The 15842-nt window shown below is 72.6% G+C and carries 22 protein-coding genes; 9 read left to right on the top strand and 13 right to left on the bottom strand.

From position 1 onward, the window contains the following. Positions 1-31: 31 nt before the first annotated feature. The 5 genes from ABZ570_RS24370 to ABZ570_RS24350 all read right to left on the bottom strand — a co-directional run bounded on the left by ABZ570_RS24370 (position 32) and on the right by ABZ570_RS24350 (position 3516). Positions 32-1396, bottom strand: a complete 1365-nt coding sequence (locus ABZ570_RS24370) for an ABC transporter substrate-binding protein (protein ID WP_358067893.1) — start codon at positions 1394-1396, stop codon at positions 32-34. A 278-nt stretch (positions 1397-1674) separates the two neighbouring features. Then, the gene (locus ABZ570_RS24365) at positions 1675-1821 is read right to left on the bottom strand and encodes a GPGG-motif small membrane protein (RefSeq protein WP_167402562.1); all 147 of its coding nucleotides are present in this window, start codon (positions 1819-1821) and stop codon (positions 1675-1677) included. Between the two features lie 21 nt (positions 1822-1842). After that, complete coding sequence (locus ABZ570_RS24360; protein ID WP_358067889.1) at positions 1843-2589, bottom strand: metallophosphoesterase; 747 nt, start codon at positions 2587-2589, stop codon at positions 1843-1845. Between the two features lie 10 nt (positions 2590-2599). Then, complete coding sequence (locus ABZ570_RS24355; RefSeq protein ID WP_358067886.1) at positions 2600-2869, bottom strand: hypothetical protein; 270 nt, start codon at positions 2867-2869, stop codon at positions 2600-2602. Continuing rightward, positions 2866-3516 (bottom strand): nucleotidyltransferase, encoded by a 651-nt coding sequence (locus ABZ570_RS24350; protein ID WP_358067883.1) that lies wholly within the window; start codon positions 3514-3516, stop codon positions 2866-2868. Before ABZ570_RS24350 ends, ABZ570_RS24355 begins: the two co-directional genes overlap by 4 nt. Before the next feature lie 84 nt (positions 3517-3600). On the opposite strand from ABZ570_RS24350, the gene ABZ570_RS24345 reads away from it, so the two are divergent. Next, on the top strand, positions 3601-4323 hold the full coding sequence (locus ABZ570_RS24345) for a dTMP kinase (protein WP_358067880.1): 723 nt from the start codon (positions 3601-3603) through the stop codon (positions 4321-4323). On the opposite strand, the gene ABZ570_RS24340 is transcribed toward ABZ570_RS24345, so the two are convergent. Beyond that, positions 4308-4991, bottom strand: coding sequence for an SDR family NAD(P)-dependent oxidoreductase (locus ABZ570_RS24340; protein WP_358067877.1), 684 nt, complete (start codon positions 4989-4991; stop codon positions 4308-4310). The two genes, ABZ570_RS24345 and ABZ570_RS24340, sit on opposite strands and share 16 nt — an antisense overlap. Positions 4992-5290: 299 nt before the next feature. Between ABZ570_RS24340 and ABZ570_RS24335 the strand changes: the two genes are divergently transcribed. The 3 genes from ABZ570_RS24335 (at position 5291) to ABZ570_RS24325 (ending at position 8597) form a co-directional block, all read left to right on the top strand. Then, complete coding sequence (locus ABZ570_RS24335; protein ID WP_358067874.1) at positions 5291-6205, top strand: MurR/RpiR family transcriptional regulator; 915 nt, start codon at positions 5291-5293, stop codon at positions 6203-6205. Next, on the top strand, positions 6202-7146 hold the full coding sequence (murQ, locus tag ABZ570_RS24330) for an N-acetylmuramic acid 6-phosphate etherase (RefSeq protein WP_358067872.1): 945 nt from the start codon (positions 6202-6204) through the stop codon (positions 7144-7146). Before ABZ570_RS24335 ends, murQ begins: the two co-directional genes overlap by 4 nt. Before the next feature lie 461 nt (positions 7147-7607). Continuing rightward, positions 7608-8597, top strand: a complete 990-nt coding sequence (locus ABZ570_RS24325; RefSeq protein ID WP_358067869.1) for a sigma-70 family RNA polymerase sigma factor — start codon at positions 7608-7610, stop codon at positions 8595-8597. 71 nt (positions 8598-8668) lie between these two features. Here the strand turns inward: ABZ570_RS24325 and ABZ570_RS24320 are convergent, their stop codons facing one another. Then, positions 8669-9637 carry an NlpC/P60 family protein gene (locus ABZ570_RS24320; protein ID WP_358067866.1) on the bottom strand — a complete coding sequence of 323 codons (969 nt, stop codon included), beginning with the start codon at positions 9635-9637 and terminating at the stop codon, positions 8669-8671. Between the two features lie 436 nt (positions 9638-10073). Between ABZ570_RS24320 and ABZ570_RS24315 the strand changes: the two genes are divergently transcribed. Further along, positions 10074-10655 carry a DUF6232 family protein gene (locus ABZ570_RS24315; protein ID WP_358067863.1) on the top strand — a complete coding sequence of 194 codons (582 nt, stop codon included), beginning with the start codon at positions 10074-10076 and terminating at the stop codon, positions 10653-10655. A 39-nt stretch (positions 10656-10694) separates the two neighbouring features. Here the strand turns inward: ABZ570_RS24315 and ABZ570_RS24310 are convergent, their stop codons facing one another. Beyond that, on the bottom strand, positions 10695-11024 hold the full coding sequence (locus tag ABZ570_RS24310; RefSeq protein WP_358067857.1) for a DUF3817 domain-containing protein: 330 nt from the start codon (positions 11022-11024) through the stop codon (positions 10695-10697). Between the two features lie 26 nt (positions 11025-11050). Beyond that, positions 11051-11470, bottom strand: coding sequence for a hypothetical protein (locus tag ABZ570_RS24305; RefSeq protein WP_358067854.1), 420 nt, complete (start codon positions 11468-11470; stop codon positions 11051-11053). A gap of 121 nt (positions 11471-11591) precedes the next feature. On the opposite strand from ABZ570_RS24305, the gene ABZ570_RS24300 reads away from it, so the two are divergent. Genes ABZ570_RS24300 through ABZ570_RS24290 form a run of 3 tightly spaced genes read left to right on the top strand, consistent with a single transcriptional unit; the run spans position 11592 to position 12809 of the window. After that, on the top strand, positions 11592-11909 hold the full coding sequence (locus ABZ570_RS24300) for a DUF6158 family protein (RefSeq protein WP_358067851.1): 318 nt from the start codon (positions 11592-11594) through the stop codon (positions 11907-11909). Positions 11910-11911: 2 nt separating this feature from the next. Next, on the top strand, positions 11912-12238 hold the full coding sequence (locus tag ABZ570_RS24295; protein WP_358067899.1) for a hypothetical protein: 327 nt from the start codon (positions 11912-11914) through the stop codon (positions 12236-12238). A 31-nt stretch (positions 12239-12269) separates the two neighbouring features. Continuing rightward, positions 12270-12809 (top strand): DUF1360 domain-containing protein, encoded by a 540-nt coding sequence (locus ABZ570_RS24290; RefSeq protein WP_358067848.1) that lies wholly within the window; start codon positions 12270-12272, stop codon positions 12807-12809. A 101-nt stretch (positions 12810-12910) separates the two neighbouring features. Here ABZ570_RS24290 and ABZ570_RS24285 read toward each other — a convergent pair whose 3' ends face one another. The 3 genes from ABZ570_RS24285 to ABZ570_RS24275 form a co-directional block, all read right to left on the bottom strand. Further along, positions 12911-13120: a hypothetical protein gene (locus ABZ570_RS24285; protein WP_358067845.1), complete on the bottom strand. Its 210-nt coding sequence runs from the start codon at positions 13118-13120 to the stop codon at positions 12911-12913. Between the two features lie 81 nt (positions 13121-13201). Then, complete coding sequence (locus ABZ570_RS24280) at positions 13202-13426, bottom strand: hypothetical protein (RefSeq protein ID WP_358067842.1); 225 nt, start codon at positions 13424-13426, stop codon at positions 13202-13204. Between the two features lie 130 nt (positions 13427-13556). After that, entirely contained in the window at positions 13557-14642 is a 1086-nt protein-coding gene (locus tag ABZ570_RS24275) for a 3-deoxy-7-phosphoheptulonate synthase (protein ID WP_358067839.1), read from the bottom strand. 257 nt (positions 14643-14899) lie between these two features. On the opposite strand from ABZ570_RS24275, the gene ABZ570_RS24270 reads away from it, so the two are divergent. Then, a complete protein-coding gene (locus tag ABZ570_RS24270; RefSeq protein WP_358067836.1) occupies positions 14900-15112 on the top strand; it encodes a hypothetical protein in 213 nt (70 codons plus the stop codon). On the opposite strand, the gene ABZ570_RS24265 is transcribed toward ABZ570_RS24270, so the two are convergent. After that, complete coding sequence (locus tag ABZ570_RS24265; RefSeq protein ID WP_358067833.1) at positions 15079-15822, bottom strand: phosphodiesterase; 744 nt, start codon at positions 15820-15822, stop codon at positions 15079-15081. The two genes, ABZ570_RS24270 and ABZ570_RS24265, sit on opposite strands and share 34 nt — an antisense overlap. Between the last annotated feature and the right edge of the window lie 20 nt (positions 15823-15842).

Raw genomic sequence — 15842 nt, 5'->3', positions numbered from 1 at the left:
GCCGGCCTGCCGAACGCCCGGGTCGCCGTGATCAGCATCCCGGACATCCACCGGCCGGCCAGCTGCCTTCGATGCCCTGGAGCACGGACGCGGTGTCCTTGCCGTTGACCCAGTCGACCATGCCCTTCCAGAAGGTCCCGGCGCCGACCGCAGCCGGCATCAGGTCGGAACCGTCGAAGCGGAAGGCCGCGCTCTTGTCCTGGAGGATCTGAACCGAGAGCTTGTCGATCGGGCTCTCCACGTTGGCGAGGTCGAGCTTGTTGTTCGCCGACACCCAGCTGCCCAGCTTGGCCCGGCTGTTGGCGTGCTCACCCGAGGCCAGGAACGTCTGCACCGCCTGCACCTCCGGCCGGTCGCTGAAGGCGACGGTGAACTGCCCGGCGCCGAGCACCGGCTTGCCCTTGGCCGGGTCGATCGCCGGGAAGTAGAAGGCGTAGACGTCCCCGTCCTCGCCGACCTTGGTGCCCTTTGGCCAGTTGTTCGCGTAGAACGACGCCTGCCGGTGCAGCGCGCACTTGCCCTGCAGGATCGGCAGGCCGGCATCCTGGAACGAGGTGGTGGCGATGCTCTTCACGCCGCCGAAGCCGCCGTTGACGTACTTCTCGTTCTTGAGGATGGTGCCGGCCCGGTCCAGGGCCTCGGCGACCTTCGGGTCGTTGAACGGGATGGCGTGGGTGGTCCACTGGTCGTAGACCTCGGGGGTCTGCGTCCGCAGCATCAGGTCCTCGATCCAGTCGGTGGCCGGCCAGCCGGTGGCGTCACCGGACTCGATGCCGGCGCACCACGGCTTCGTACCGCTCGCCGCGATCGTGTCGCTGAGCTTGATCAGATCGTCCCAGGTGGTCGGGACGGTCCAACCCTTCTCCTTGAACGTCTTCGGCGAGTACCACACGAACGACTTGACGTTCGAATCCAGCGGCACGCCGTAAAGGGATCCGTTGACGGTGGCGTACTTCAGCCAGTCGGCCGGGTAGTTCTGCTCAGCCATCGCCTTCGTGTCGCCCGCGAGGGGCTTCAGCTTGCCGGCGTCGGCGAACCGCTTCAGCAGGCCCGGCTGCGGGATCGTCGCCAGGTCGGGCGCGTTGCCGCCGTCCACCCGCACGGGAAGCTGCGCCTCGAATTCGCGGCTGCCCTCGTAGTCAATCTTGATGCCGGTGCAGTCGACGAACTGCTTCCAGGACTCCTGCAGCTTGTCGGCCTCGACGTCCGTGTTCGTCGAGTAGATCGAGACCTTCTTGCCTTCGTGGCCCTGGTACTTCTCGTAAGCGGCGCACTCCGCAGAGCCCGCCTTGCTGGACTTCTTGTTGTTGCTGCCGGTGCCGCAGGCGGTGACGCCGAGCGCCAGGCCCAGGACGCCGGCGATCGCGAGAGCCTGGCGTGATCTGGCAAACGCCATGCCGAACTCCTTCCTTGCCGGCGCACGGGGGAAATCGAACTGCGCCGGTCCGATGGTCGTCCCCACATGTAAGCGCTTGCATCCCACCCGGTCCACCCCGAACCGGACACGGCCCGGTAACAATCCCGAAACCGGTCACGCGCCGTGGATGCGCTCCCAGGCTGCGGTCACTACACGCGGACGCCGGGGCCGCCATACCCGGCGCGCTCCGGTCTGGGAGGACGGAGGCAACGGATCCGACGACCCCGGCGGGTCAGGGGTGACGAGGACTCGGCGGCTCAACTGCTGAAGATGCTGACGCCGCCCGGCCCGACCAGCAGGCCGACGATGATGAGGACGATGCCCCACAGGATCTGCCGGCGGAACAGCGCGAGAATGCCGGCGACCACCAGTACGACTGCGAGAATCCAGAGAATCAGCTCCATGGCCTGCCCAGTACCCGGCGCTCAGTTTTGGGAAACCTGGTGCCGCTCGAGGTGATCACCCAGGTGGAAGACGCTGTACGCCTGCTTGATCACGGGGTGGGCGACGTTGCGGACCCGAACCCCGCCGGGCGTGGTGCCCCGCTCGCTCCCGTGGTGCGCGTGCCCGTGCAGGGCCAGCGCGGTGGGCGCCGAGTCGATCGCCTGGCCGAGCTGGTAGCAGCCGAGGAACGGGTAGATCTCCAGCGGCTCGCCGGCGAGGGTGTCCGGCACGGGGGAGTAGTGGGTGAGGGCGACCAGCAGGTCGCAGTCCAGCCCGCGCAGCGCCCGGCCGAGCGCGTCCGCGCTCTCGTTGGTGGTCCGGACGAACGCCTTCATCTCGGGCTCGCCGAAGTCGCTGGCGCACCGCCCGGAGAACCCGCCGCCGAAGCCCTTCACACCGGCGACGCCGAGCCGCCCGCCGGCGCACTCCAGCACGATGCCGTTCCCCTCCAGCACGGTGATGCCGACGTCCTCCAGCACCTTCACCACCTGCGGCACCTCGTCGCACTGGTGCTCGTGGTTCCCGAGCACGGTGATCACCGGCACGCCGAGGTTCCCGAACTCCCGCGCCACGCACCGCGCCTCGGCCTCGGTGCCGTGCCGGGTCAGGTCGCCGGCGAGCAGCAGCACGTCGGCGCAGTCGGGGAGTTCCTCCAGGGCGGGCCGGAACCGGCCGACCACGTCCTCGTCCATGTGCACATCGCCGACGGCGGCGATCCGGATCACCATCGTGCCTCCCTCACGGCAGCTCCTCGACCTGGCTGGGCGCCTGGGTACGGATCACCCCGATGTCGCTGGTGATCGGCACATCGGGAAAGCGTTCGGCGACCCGCCGCAGGATCTCCTCGCGTCGGTGCGGGCTCTCCACCTCGCCGTAGAGCACCAGGCCCCGCTCCAGGCGGACCACGGTGATGCCCTGCTCGGCGATCGCCGGATCCTCGGTCAGCAGGCGCTGGATCTCCGCCTCGACGTACTCGTCGGGCTCCGTGCCGCCGTGCTGCTCCGTCACGGTGTCGTCTCCCTTCCCTCGGACGCGCCGGGCAGCACGTCCAGCCGGTCGAGCAGCACCAGGAACGCCTCGGCGTACGGCGAGTGCTGCGTCTCCTTCCGTACCCGTTCCCAGTCGATCTGTTCTCGCAGTGAGCGGGCGAGCGGCAGGGCGCGGGCGAAGTCGCAGTAGTGCTGGGAGAAGCTGAGCAGCTTGTGCACCATCAGCTGGGTGGCCGAGAGCACCGGCATGTGGATCGCGTCGACCGGACGCACGATGGTGTCGGCGAACGTCTCCTCGGTCACCGGCGTCTCGATCGGCCGGTGGATCAGATCCACCATCCGCCCCTCGTCGTAGACCTTGACCAGCCAGTCCTCGGGCGGGCGCTCGGCGGTGAAGCCGGCCTCGACCAGCGCCTCCAGTGCCCGGTCGACGTCCTGCTCGCGGATCAGGAAGTCCACGTCGTGATCGCTGGAGTGGCCGCCGTGGGCGTACACGGCAAAGCTGCCGCCGAGCGCGAACGGGATCTCGGACTGCTTGAGCACGGCGGCGACCTTCTTCAGGGTGTGCACCAGGGTCTCGTCCCCGCGCTCGGCCATCTGGGTCTCCCGTCGTCGTGGATGGCGGTGGGAATGAAGTTGCGTACCCGGCGGACCGGTCGGCCACACCTGTTGTCGGCGCGCCCTGGGCGTGGCAGGGATGAAGCGGACAAAAGTCCGGGAGGTGGGCGCGGATCGGATAGCCTTGCCAGGGTGGTCAGGTCACTGCGGGTACGGCGCCGCACCGCTCGACTGCGCGCGGTTGCCCTGATCGGCATCGATGGCTCGGGCAAGACGACCCAGGCCCGCCGGCTCGCCGAGGCGCTCACCGCCGCCGGCCATCCGGCCACCTACCACCGCAACGCCAGCGGTCGCCGCTGGCTCGGCCGGCTCGCCCACCGGCTCGGCCGGCCCGACCCGCAGCGTCTCGTCGGGCGCGACGGGCTGCTCGCCGTCGAGTCCGTGCTCCGCTGGCTCGCCATCGCCCTGGCGCTGCTGAGCTGCCTGGTGACCGGCCGCACCGCGGTGATGGACCGCTACTCCGCCTGCCAGTACGCGAGCATCCGGGCGCACGGCGGGCAGCGCTGGGAACGGCTGGCCCGGGCCGGCTACCGGGTCTTCCCCGTACCCCGGGTCACCTTCCTGCTCACCGTCGACCCGGCCGAGGCGTACCGGCGGATCGAGCGCCGCGGCACCGACCACGAGAGCATGCGGTGGCTGACCGACGCCGCCACCGCGTACCGCGCCCTGCCGGAGTACGCCAGCTTCGTCGTGGTCGACGCGAACGGCTCACCGGACGAGGTGTCCCGCCGGATCCGCGCCCACCTCGGGGAGTGGCTGCCCGAGGACCCGGCGTCGACCGGCCCGCCCGCCGGCGGCATCCGTCCGCCGTCCGGCGGCACCGCGCGCGGCGACCCGGCTCAGGCCCGCCCGTAGACCGGGACGCTGGCCCCGCTGGTCGGTGCGGACTCGGCGGAGGCGAGGAAGCGGATCACCGAGGCGATCTCGGCCGGCGGGACCCAGCGCCGATGGTCGGCGTCCGGTTGGGCGGCCCGGTTGGCCGGGGTGTCGATGACGCTCGGCAGCACCGTGTTGCACCGGACCCCGCGCTGGCGGTACTCCACCGCGACCGCGTTGGCGAACGCCAGCACCGCCGCCTTGGCCGTGGCGTAGCCGGCCGCGCCGGGGAAGGGCGCCACCGCGGCCCGGGCCGAGACGCAGACCACGGCGCCGCCGCCGGCCGCCACCAGGTGCGGCAGCGCCGCCTGGGTGACGAGGTACGTCGGGCGCAGGTTGATCCGCAGCATCCGGTCGAACTCCTCGACCGGGGTCTCGTGCACCAGGCCGCCGCTGGCGTACCCGCCGACCAGGTTGACCACCGCACGCAGCGGCGCCGCCGGTTCGGCGGTGGCCGCCTCCACCGCCCGTGCCGCCCCCGCCGGCTCCAGCAGGTCCGCCGTGACCCGGACCGGTCCGGACGGCGCCGTCCCTCCGGGCTCCCGTTCGGGTACGACCACCCGCCAGCCGGCCTTCAGGAACGCGGCCGTGACCGCACCGCCCAGCCCACCCGTGCCGCCGGTCACCAGCACCGTGCCCTCCGTCATGGGCACACGCTAGCCGCCGGCCGCGTCCCCGCGACGCCCGGGCGCGATCCGGCCGCGTCGATGCCGGCTCGCCGCGGGACCATCCGTCCGGTGGTCCGGCCCGGGCCGTCCGGCCGGCTCGAAGGGTACGACAGCAGCTCAGGCGGTCGGCCGGCGCGGACGAGTCGACCGGTGTGGGGGAGGTGGGCGGGCGGCGGGGATGGGACCCTTGCCGCGGCCGTCCCGCGCGGATGGCGGTACTTTTCCCGATACGCGCGGTGATGGTTGACGGTCAGGCCTCATGAAAGTAAGTTTCATCCGTGGCGAAGAGTCCGAAGATTTCTGCGAGTCACGAGCCCGGTGGACTGATCGTCCACATCAGTGGCCTGCTCCCGTCGCTGTCCCCGGCCGAGCAGCGGGTTGCCCGGCTGGTCGTCGCCAACCCGGCGGACGCCGCCCGGCGCACCATCACCGACCTCGCCACCGCCGCCGAGACCTCGGAGGCCACCGTCATCCGGTTCTGCCGGTCGGTCGGCATGGACGGCTACCCGCAGCTGCGGATCCGGCTCGCCGCGGAGGCCGCTCGCCGGATCGAGCCGCCCGACGCCCGGGTGGTCGGCGGGGACATCCCGCCCGGCGCCGACCTGGCGCAGATCATCGCGACCATCGCGTTCAACGACGCGCGGGCCGTCGAGGAAACCGCCGAACAGCTCGACCCGGCCGTCTGTGAGCAGGTGGTCGAGGCGATCGGCGCGGCCGGCCGGATCGACGTCTACGGTGCCGGCGCCAGCGGCTTCGTCGCCTCCGACTTCCAGCAGAAGCTGCACCGGATCGGCCGGACCGCCTTCTACTTCCCCGACGTGCACACCGCGCTCACCTCGGCGGCCCTGCTCGGCCGGGGCGACGTCGCGGTCGGCATCTCGCACACCGGCACCACCTCGGACGTCATCGAGGTGCTGGAGCAGGCCCGGGCGCGGGGGGCCACCACCGTCGCGCTGACCAACTTCCCCCGCTCGCCGATCACCGAGGTCGCCGACTTCGTGCTCACCACGGCCGCCCGGGAGACCACCTACCGCTCCGGCGCGACGGCCAGCCGGCTCGCCCAGCTCACCGTGGTCGACTGCCTCTTCGTCGGGGTGGCCGCCCGGAGCCGGGCCAGGACCAGGAAGGCCCTCGAGGCGACCGCCGAGGCCGTCCGGTCGCACCGGGTGGGCGCCGGGCGGAGGCGGGCATGACGGCCGGCCGGGTGGAGCGGGACGAGGTGGCGGCGCAGCCCGTGGTGCGGGTGGGTGCGCCCACCGAGCGGCGCAACCCGGACAGCGTCGACCTCGACCTGATGTCGACCCGGGACGTGCTCACCGTCATCAACGAGGCGGACCGGCGGGTGCCGGCCGCGGTGGCCGCCGTCCTCGACGAGATCGCGGAGACCGTCGACCTGGCCGTCGCCGCGCTGCAGGGCGGGCACCGGGTGCACTACTTCGGCGCCGGCACGTCCGGCCGGCTCGGCGTGCTGGACGCCGCCGAGCTGGCGCCGACCTTCAACTCGCCGCGGCACTGGTTCTGCGCCCACCTGGCCGGCGGCCCGGAGGCCATGTGGCGGGCCGTGGAGGACGCCGAGGACGACGACCGCGGCGGCGGCGCCGAGGCGGTCGAGTGCGTACGCCCCGGCGATCTGGTGGTCGGGCTGGCCGCAAGTGGGCGCACCCCGTACGTCCTGGGGGCGCTCCGCGCGTCCCGGGCACAGGGCGCCTCGACCGTGCTGCTGTGCGCCAATCCGGAGGCCGAGGCCGCCTCGTCGGTGGATGTCTTCATCGGGGTGGACACCGGGCCGGAGGTGATCACCGGCTCGACCCGGATGAAGGCGGGCACCGCGCAGAAGCTGGTGCTCAACACGTTCTCCACGGCCGTGATGGTGCGCCTCGGCCGGGTCTACTCGAACCTCATGATCGACATGGTCGCCACCAACGCCAAGCTGCGCGGCCGGATGATCTCGATCCTGATCGAGGCCACCGGCTGTCCCGAGGAGATCTGCCGGGCCGCCCTGCAGGAGGCCGACGGCGATCTCAAGACCGCCCTGGTCGCGCTGGTCTCCGGCGCGGAGGTCGCCGCCGCCCGGGCCGCCCTGGCCCGCTCCGCCGACCAGGTGCGCGGCGCGCTGGCCCTGCTCGCCTCCTGAGCCTTCCGGCCGCCGCCGGGCCGGCCCGCCCGCGCCCACTCCACCCGGTGCGACGCGCGTCACGCTGTCGTCGGGACGGCTTTCGTGCTGCGGATTGTTCGACCAGGCGTGGGGTAATCCTCGCCCGTGGCCGAACCGATCGTCCTGCGGGCGCGTATACCGCAGTGACCAGGATCGCAATGGCGCGGTGACGCGGGTCGCTGTGTTCATGGATTTCGCAATGGTGCGATTTCCCGGGGACGCGGCGGTTCCGCTGCTCCGACGGTCGCCCCACCAGGCCGTACGCGAGCCACCTGAACAGGACCCTGACAGGGAACTTGGATCGAGCTTTCAGCTAGCACTCAGGCATTCGTGACACTTTCGACTCACGGCATGGAATCCCCGACGCGTCTCATCTGTTGTGTAGGTGTCAGCACCTACGGGCACAGCGGAAGTTACGGGGAGGGCTGATGGACGTGGGGATGGCAAGGAACCGGGCAACCGGCGCGAGCGAGGGGACCGTGGCAATCGTGGACAAGAACATCGGCATGCGTACCGACGAGGTCGCCGAGGAGCGGGACCTGGTCGGCGTCTACCTGCACGAGATCTCCCGGACGCCGCTGCTGGACGCCGCCAAGGAGGTCGACCTCTCCAAGGCCATCGAGGCCGGGCTCTACGCCGAGCACCTGCTCGGTGAGGGCCGTGTCCCCGCCGGCGTCGAGCGGGAGGACCTGGAGCGGCTGGTCGCCGACGGCGAGCGCGCGAAGGATCTCTTCATCCGCGCCAACCTGCGACTGGTCGTCTCGATCGCCCGCCGCTACGTGCGCTCCGGCATGCCCATGCTGGACCTGATCCAGGAGGGCAACACCGGCCTGGTCCGGGCGGTCGAGAAGTTCGACTACGAGCGCGGCTACAAGTTCTCGACCTACGCGACGTGGTGGATCCGGCAGGCCATCAGCCGGGCGATCGCCCAGCAGGAGCGGACCGTACGGCTGCCCGTGCACCTGGTCGAGGACGTCAACCGGATGCGCAACGTGACCCGGCAGCTCACCCGCGAGCTGGGCAGCGACCCGGAGCCGGAGCAGGTCGCGGCGGCGCTCGGCGTCACCGTCGAGCGGGTCAACGAGCTGATCCGCTGGTCGCAGGACACCGTCTCACTGGACACTCCGGTGGGCGACGACGGCGACACCAACCTCGGCGACCTGGTCGCCGACAGTGACGCCCCGTCGCCGGAGGACATCGTCCTCACCGGCCTGGAGCGGCAGCGGATCGAGGGCCTGCTCAACCACCTCGACGACCGGTCGGCCGGCATCATGCGGGCCCGCTACGGCCTGGAGGACGGCCGCGAGCACTCGCTGACCGAGGTCGCCTCGCGGTTCTCGCTCTCCCGCGAGCGGATCCGCCAGCTGGAGATCCAGGCCCTCGGCCGGCTCCGCGAGCTGGCCCGGGCCGAGGGGCTGCAGGCGGCCTGAGCTGGTAGTAATTGACAGGCGAACGGCCGGCGTCCGATAGGGGGACGCCGGCCGTTCGCCGTGTCGACGGGTCAACCCACCCGGCCGTAGCCGGCGATGGACATGATGTTCATGCCCCGCTTGTTGACGTTGCGGCCCGCGCTCGGCGCGTCGATGATCTGGCCCCCGCCGACATAGATGGCCACGTGGCCGAGGCCGGAGTAGAAGACCAGGTCCCCGGGTTGTAGCGCGCTGCGGCTGATCCGGGTGGTGGCCTTCCACTGCATCGCCGCGTTGTGCGGCAAGGACTTCCCGGCTGCCCGCCAGGCGGCCAGCGTGAGCCCCGAGCAGTCGTAGCCGCTGGGACCGTCGGCCCCGTAGACGTACGGCTTGCCGATCGCCCCGTACGCGTACCGGACCGCGACCCCGGCCGAGCCGGAGACGGCCGGGGCGCTGCCGGCGGAGCTGGACCTGACCGGTGCCTCGGTGGCCCGCCCGTACGCCTGCCGGCGCAGCTCGTAGAGGCGGGCCAGGTCCGCCTCGATCTTCTTCTTGCCGGCGACCAGTTGCTTCGCCTGCGCGGCCTGCTTGGCCAGCGTGGTGTCGAGCCGGGCCTTCTCGTTGATCAGCTTGCGCTGGCTCGCGGTGAAACCGTCGATGGTGTGCTGGCGCTGGCGGGTCAGCTGATCCAGGGTGCCCAGCCGTTCCGGCAGCGCGCTCTGCCCGCCGGGCTCCAGCAGGGCCCGGGCGGTGCGCAGCCCACCGGTCTTGTACGCGGTGGCGGCGAGGACGCCGACGTCGGCCCGGCTCTGCTCGGTCTGCGCCTGCAACGGGCCGATCCGGGCCTGCAACGCGGCCGCGGTGGCCTGGTTGGCCTTGATGTCCTCTCTGAGCTTGTTGTAGGACTCGACGATTCGCTCCAGCTCAGTCGAGGACTTCTCGATCTGCTTCGTCAACTCGGCGGGGGTGGGCTCGGCCCGAGCCACCGACGCCGGGGCGATCAGCGCGGCCGAGAGGCCGGCGACCACCAGCGAGCGCAGCAGGATCCGTAAGGACGACAAGAGCGGAAAGCTCCTCTCCGACGGTCGCCGGGGGCGCACGGGCACCGGCGACACCGGGCCGGGGCCATCCGGGCGGATGGCGGTCGACCGGTCCGGCTCGCCCAACCTAACCCGTGACGGGAGCCTGCGGGAGTTGAAGCAGGGGCGAATGTTGGCAAAGTGTCAGGAAATGCCGCTGGTGACGGTGACACCTTGTGACCGGTTCGCCGCTCGGAGGTCCCGGCGGCGGCGTTGATTGAGCGGATCGCCTGGGTGGCCCGATTCGTCGTTCTGGGCGGATGTCGCCAGGCAACGCGCCGCAAAGTCACGACAAAGGCCGAAATTGCCGCTGCTTCCCGCCGGGTTCTCCTCCGGCCCGCCCGGCAGCGGGGGGAAACGCCGGGCCGGGCTGGCGCGGCCCCAACACAATGAAGCGCGGAGCCGGGAATCCCGCCGAATGGCATCGTCGCAGCTCGGCAGCGGCGCGGAGAACCCGGCGCGCGATCCCCTGGAGGATGCCGTGCAGACCGATGGCTCCACCACCCGCCCACCCGGGTCGCCGCAGGCGACCACCCCGCCCCTGCTCTACGCCCGCCCGGGCATCGTCGTCACCGGCGAACGCTTCACGGTCGGCCGCAGCAGCTGGCCGATCACGGAACTCACCCAGCTCTGGACCACCCGCGGGCCGCACGACCGGCTCGCCGCCCGGGCGGTCGCGGTCACCGCCGTCCTGATCGGCGCGGTCGGGGTGTTGCTCGGCTTCACCGGCGGGCTGCAACGGCTCACCGCGGCCGCGTACCTGGCGCTGGGCGCGGTCGGCCTGCTGCCGCTGCTGCTGGTGGTGATCGGCGACCGCTGGCGGCCCCGGGCGTACGAGCTGTGGGGGCGGCACCGCGGTGCCGAGGTGCTGCTGTTCAGCAGCGACGACGAGCGACAGTTCGGCCAGGTCACCCGGGCCCTCCAGCGGGCCCGTGAGGCCACCCGCCACGGCGGCTGGAGGGATCCGCCCGCCGCCGACCTGTGGCGGCCGAACCGCTGACCCGACCGGCCCCGCATGACCCGGCCGGGCCCGGCGGGCTCAGCCGGCGACCGGCTCCGGGGTGCGGGACCGGTCGGTGGCGGCGAGCCAGTGGCTCACCCGGCGCTCGGCGTAGAACGAGACGAACGGCACGGTGCCGGCGAGCATCACCAGCAGCATCCGCTTCAGCGGCCAGTCGGCCCGGCGCGACAGGTCGAAGGTGAGGGCCAGGTAGATCATGTAGAGCCAGCCGTGCGCGGTGCCGACCACGGCCACCAGGCTCGGGCTGTCGAAGAAGTACTTCAGCGGCATGCCGATGAGGACCAGCACCACCAGCGCCACGCCCACGATCCAGGCGATCACCCGGTACCGGGTAAAGGCTCCGCCCACTGTCGTCCGTCCTTCCGAGCCGGCGTTCAGCCGGGATAGTCGCCGGGCCTGGCGCCCGGGTTGGCGTTCAACCATGACAGGTAGCGGTTGTACTCGGCGAGCTCGCCGTCCTCAGCCCCGTTGGCCGGAGCCGCCGACACGCGACCGACCCGCACGGGGCGACGTACCGCCGGGGTGGTGGCGGCCGGCCGGGGCCCGGCGGTCGCCCGCGGCGCGGGCGTCGGCGACTCCGCGCGCGGACCCCGCAACGTGTGCCGCACCTCACGCCACCACACGAAGACCACGAAGCCGGCGAAGACCGGCCACTCGATCGCGTACCCGAAGCTGAGCGTGTTGCCCTCGGCGGCCCGGGTGACCTGCCACCAGCCGAGCCCGAGGAAGCCCACGACCAGCACGACCATGGCCACGTGGCGGGCGATCCACGACGGGGTCCAGAGCCGCTTCATGCCATCGAGGGTACCGGGGCCGGCCGCCGTCTCCGACGAGGTGTCGTAGGTGGCGGGGTTTGTCGGCATCGTGCGTGGGCATCCGGGTAGACGCCAGCCCGAACGAGACGAGGGGGCGACGATGACCGAATCAGTACGCCGTACCGGTGAGGCCAGCCCGGAGCAGCGGATGCCCGAGTGGGGCGGCGCCAGCGGCGAGGCCGACCCGGTGCTCGGCGACGTCGACGGCGAGCTGCTCGGGGTGGACCCCGCCGAGCTGGGCGACGAGGACCTGATCCGGGAGATGCAGAGCCTGCACCGGACCCGGCTCGACACCCTGCGGCACGCCACCGACTCGGCGCTCGCCAACCACCTGCGCCGCACCGCCGAGCTGGAGACCGAGTACCTCGCCCGGCACCCAGGGCGGGAGGTCGACCCGAGCCGGCTGCGGGACGCCTGATGGTGGCGCACGCCGAGCGGGGGATGTCCGCGCCCCCCGAGGTGGTGTTCAACACGGCCATCGACCCGGACCGGGCGGCGGCCTGGCTGCCCGAGCCGCTCCGGCAGGACGGCGGTCGCCGCCCGGAGCTGGTCAGCGGGAAGCAGCTGTGCGCCCGGTGGTGCAGCGACTCGGCGCCCGACTGGTCGGCGGAGATCCAGGTGGAGCCGATCGATGCTGGCGGTGCCCGGGTCCGGCTGGACCTGGCCGGCGCGGGCGTCGACGGACTGGCCGAGGAGACCCTGGCCAACCTCGCCCGCGAGGTGGCCGACAACCTGACCGCCGGCTAGCCGCCGGTGCCGCGAGCAACGAGGAGGCCAGGTGACCGGGAGTGGCCTGAGGCAGAAGGTGGCGCGCCTACGACAGGCGTACGCGCCGCACGAGCACCGGCCGCTGGGCGGCTACCTCGTGGCGATGGGCACGTACGCGACGGTCACCGCGTCGCTGGTCGGCCTGGTCAGGGCGACCGGCCGCCCGGTGCCGGAGCGGCCCGCGGCGGGCGACGTGGTGCTGCTCTGCGTCGCGACCCACAAGCTCAGCCGGTTGCTGTCCAAGGACGCCATCACCAGCCCGCTGCGCGCGCCCTTCACCCGCTACGACCACCCGATCGGCAGCGGCGAGGTGATGGAGCAGGTGCGCGACGAGGGCAGCGCCACCCGCCACGCCCTCGGCGAGCTGCTGAGCTGCCCGTTCTGCCTGGCGGTCTGGGTCGCGACCGGGCTCACCGGGGGGCTGGTGTTGGCGCCGCGGCTGACCCGGCTGGTCGCCACCGCGCTGACCGCGGTGGCCGCCTCCGACTTCCTCCAGATGGCGTACGCCGTGGCCCAGCGGTCGGCGGAGGGCGGCCAGCGAAGCACGTGACCGGCCGAGGGCGGGAAGCAAGTGACCGGCCGAGGGCGGCCAGCGAAGCACGTGACCGGGACCGGGATCGGCGCGGGTGCGCCCGGTCCCTGTCCCGCGCCTCAGGTGGCCCGGGTGCCGTGGTCCTCGCCGGCCCAGCCGCGCGCTGCCTCCGGCTCCCGCTCGCCCTCGTCCTCGCCGGTGATGATGTCGTCCGCGACCGCCGTCTCCTGGTGCTCCCTGGCGAAGTCCGGGTCGGCGTTCGGGTCCGGCGCCGTCGGCGGCTGGCCGAGCGCCTCGGTGTGGTGCTGCCCCTGGCCGCGGTTGGTCATCGCAGTGTCCTCTCCGTCGTACGGCCCCGGTCGGCCCGCCCGCCGTGCGGCGCTGCTTCCCACGGCTGCTCCCGGCACGGGTCAGCCGACGGTCCCGCCCAGCAGGTCGGCCGCCTCGTCGACCGCGTACTCGCCCTGGGGGAGCGCGGCGATCCGGGTGAGCAGCTCCGCGGGGAGCTCGGCGGCGACCGCCCGGCGGTAGATGTCCGCCTGGGTGATCCGCTCCTGGCCGTGGTAGATGTCGTCGAGCAGGTCGTCGAGCTGTCGGGTGTCCGGTTGCTCGGTCACGGGCACGTCCTCGGTCACCCCGATCACCTACCCCGACCCCAACCGCCCAAACGCCACCGTCGGCCCGCACCCTTTCGTTGATCATGAGGTTGGCGGCGGTCGTGGAGATCCACATCGCCGCCACCTCATGATCAACAAGAGAGGGGGATCAGGCGGGGGTGGGGAGGGTGGCGCGGCGGGCGCGGACGGCCTGGGCCAGGTCGGTGAGGACCCGCACCGTGGTGTCCCAGCCGATGCAGGCGTCGGTGATCGACTTCCCGTACTCCAGCTCCCGCGTCGGGTCGAGGTCCTGACGGCCGGGCTGGAGGAAGCTCTCCAGCATGACGCCGACGATGCCACGCTGGCCGGCGGCGAGCTGGGCGGCCACGTCGGCGGCGACCAGCGGCTGGTTGCGGTGGTCCTTGCCGCTGTTGGCGTGGCTGGCGTCGATCACCACGCGCTCGGGCAGGCCGGCGGTACGGAGCAGCTCGAGCGCCCCGGCCACCGACCCCGCGTCGTAGTTGGGCCGCCCGCCCCCGCCGCGCAGCACCAGGTGACCGTCGGCGTTGCCCCGGGTGTGCATGATCGCCGGGGTGCCGGAGACGTCGATGCCGGGGAAGACGTGCGGCACCCCGGCCGCACGGATCGCGTCCACCGCGGTGGAGAGGCTGCCGTCGGGGCGGTTCTTCATGCCGATCGGCATGGACAGGCCGGAGGCGAGCTGCCGGTGCACCTGGCTCTCCACCGTCCGGGCGCCGATCGCTCCCCAGGCCACGGTGTCGGCGATGTACTGCGGGGTGATCGGGTCGAGGAACTCGCAGCCCACCGGCAGGCCGAGGCGCAGCACGTCCAGCAGGAGCGCCCGCGCGGTCCGCAGGCCGGTGTTGACGTCACCCGACCCGTCCAGCCCCGGGTCGTTGATCAGGCCCTTCCAGCCCACCGTCGAGCGCGGCTTCTCGAAGTAGACCCGCATCACCACCAGCAGGTCGTCGGCGAGCCGGTCGACGGCCTCGCGCAGCCGCCCCGCGTACTCGAGCGCGGCGGCGGGGTCGTGCACCGAGCAGGGGCCGACCACGACCAGCAGCCGTTCATCGGCGCGGTCCAGCACCCGGCCGACGGCGCGCCGGCCGGCCACCACGGCCTCGGCGAGCGCCGTGTCCAGCGGCAGGTGGTGGTGGAGCAGGGCCGGGGTGGTCAGCGGCACGACACGGTCGATCCGCTGGTCGATGACCCGATGGGCGTCGGGGGTCGTCACGGTGGGTTCCTTCCGCCGACCGTGCCCGGGGCCGGCGCCCGAGGCCGAGCCGGCTGCTCGTACGCAAAAGGGCAGGGAATCATCCCTGCCCGGCCGGCTCGAAGAGGAGTGACGTCAGCTCATGGTGAGGTCACCGGCTCCTCCAGCCGGCTGCCTAAACCATCGATACGACCGCGTCACGCCAGCCAGCCTACCTCGACGCGACGGGGAAGTCCCGCTCCGTTCCGCAGAGCGGTACGCGGGGTATGTGGATGGTCATGAGCCAGGAGCAGAGCGACCAGGAGCGGATCGGGTCCCGGGCCCACCTGCTGCCCGAGGAGACCGCGGCGGGCAGCCGGAACCCGAGGGCCCAGGCCGACGCGATCCTCACCGAGTCGGACATCCGTGAGGACACCGACGTCGCCGAGGACACCACGCTGGAGCACCGCACGTCGGATCAGACCGTGACCCCGAGCGAGCCGCCGGACTGAGTCGACGCGCCGCGGGCCCGGCGGGAGCCGCGGTAGGTCGCGTCCCGTAGCCACCCGAGCAGGCCCCGCATCCGCAGGCCCGGCGGCGCGTTGCCGACCGGATCGAAGGCCAGCGCGGCGTCCTCCCGGGCGCCGCGCTGCGCCGCCAGGCAGACCTGCCCGACCGGTCGCCACGGGCCGACCGCCGACGCCACCGCCAGCACCAGCCACGGTGCGCCCGCGCCGACCGCCGCGGAGACCTCGGCGAGACTGCGACCCAACTCGGCGGAGTCCGGGTCGGCCAGCGCGGCCAGGAAGAGCCGCCGTTCGCCGGCCCGGAAGGACATGATCGAGCTGTACGTCCCGGTGAAGCGCCGCCGCGGCAGCGGCAGGTTCCGCAGCACCGGTGCGGCGGCACTGGAACTCACCAGCAGGTCCACCGGCGGCTCCGGATCCCGGTGCAGCCGGACGGCCAGGCCCAGCACGTCGGGCCAGCTGCCCGGGGTCGGCACCCCCTTGGACAGCCGGGCGGTGGCCGGCCAGCGCCCGGGCTGGTCGAGCAGCGGGACTCCGGTCGGCGGGCCCGGCGTACCCCAGATCGTCACCTCGGCGGTGAAGGTGCGGCCGACCGGGTGCAGCAGCCGGGCGCGGCGCCGGCGGGCCAGCGCGGCGGCGGCGCGTTCGACGGCGGAGAACGCGGCGGTGGGCATGCCCGGCGAGTACCCCGGCACGGGCGGACGATGCTACCGCC

The sequence above is a fragment of the Micromonospora sp. NPDC007271 genome, assembly GCF_040634005.1.
GTDB lineage: Bacteria > Actinomycetota > Actinomycetes > Mycobacteriales > Micromonosporaceae > Micromonospora.
This window is presented reverse-complemented; position numbering and strand designations above follow the sequence as displayed.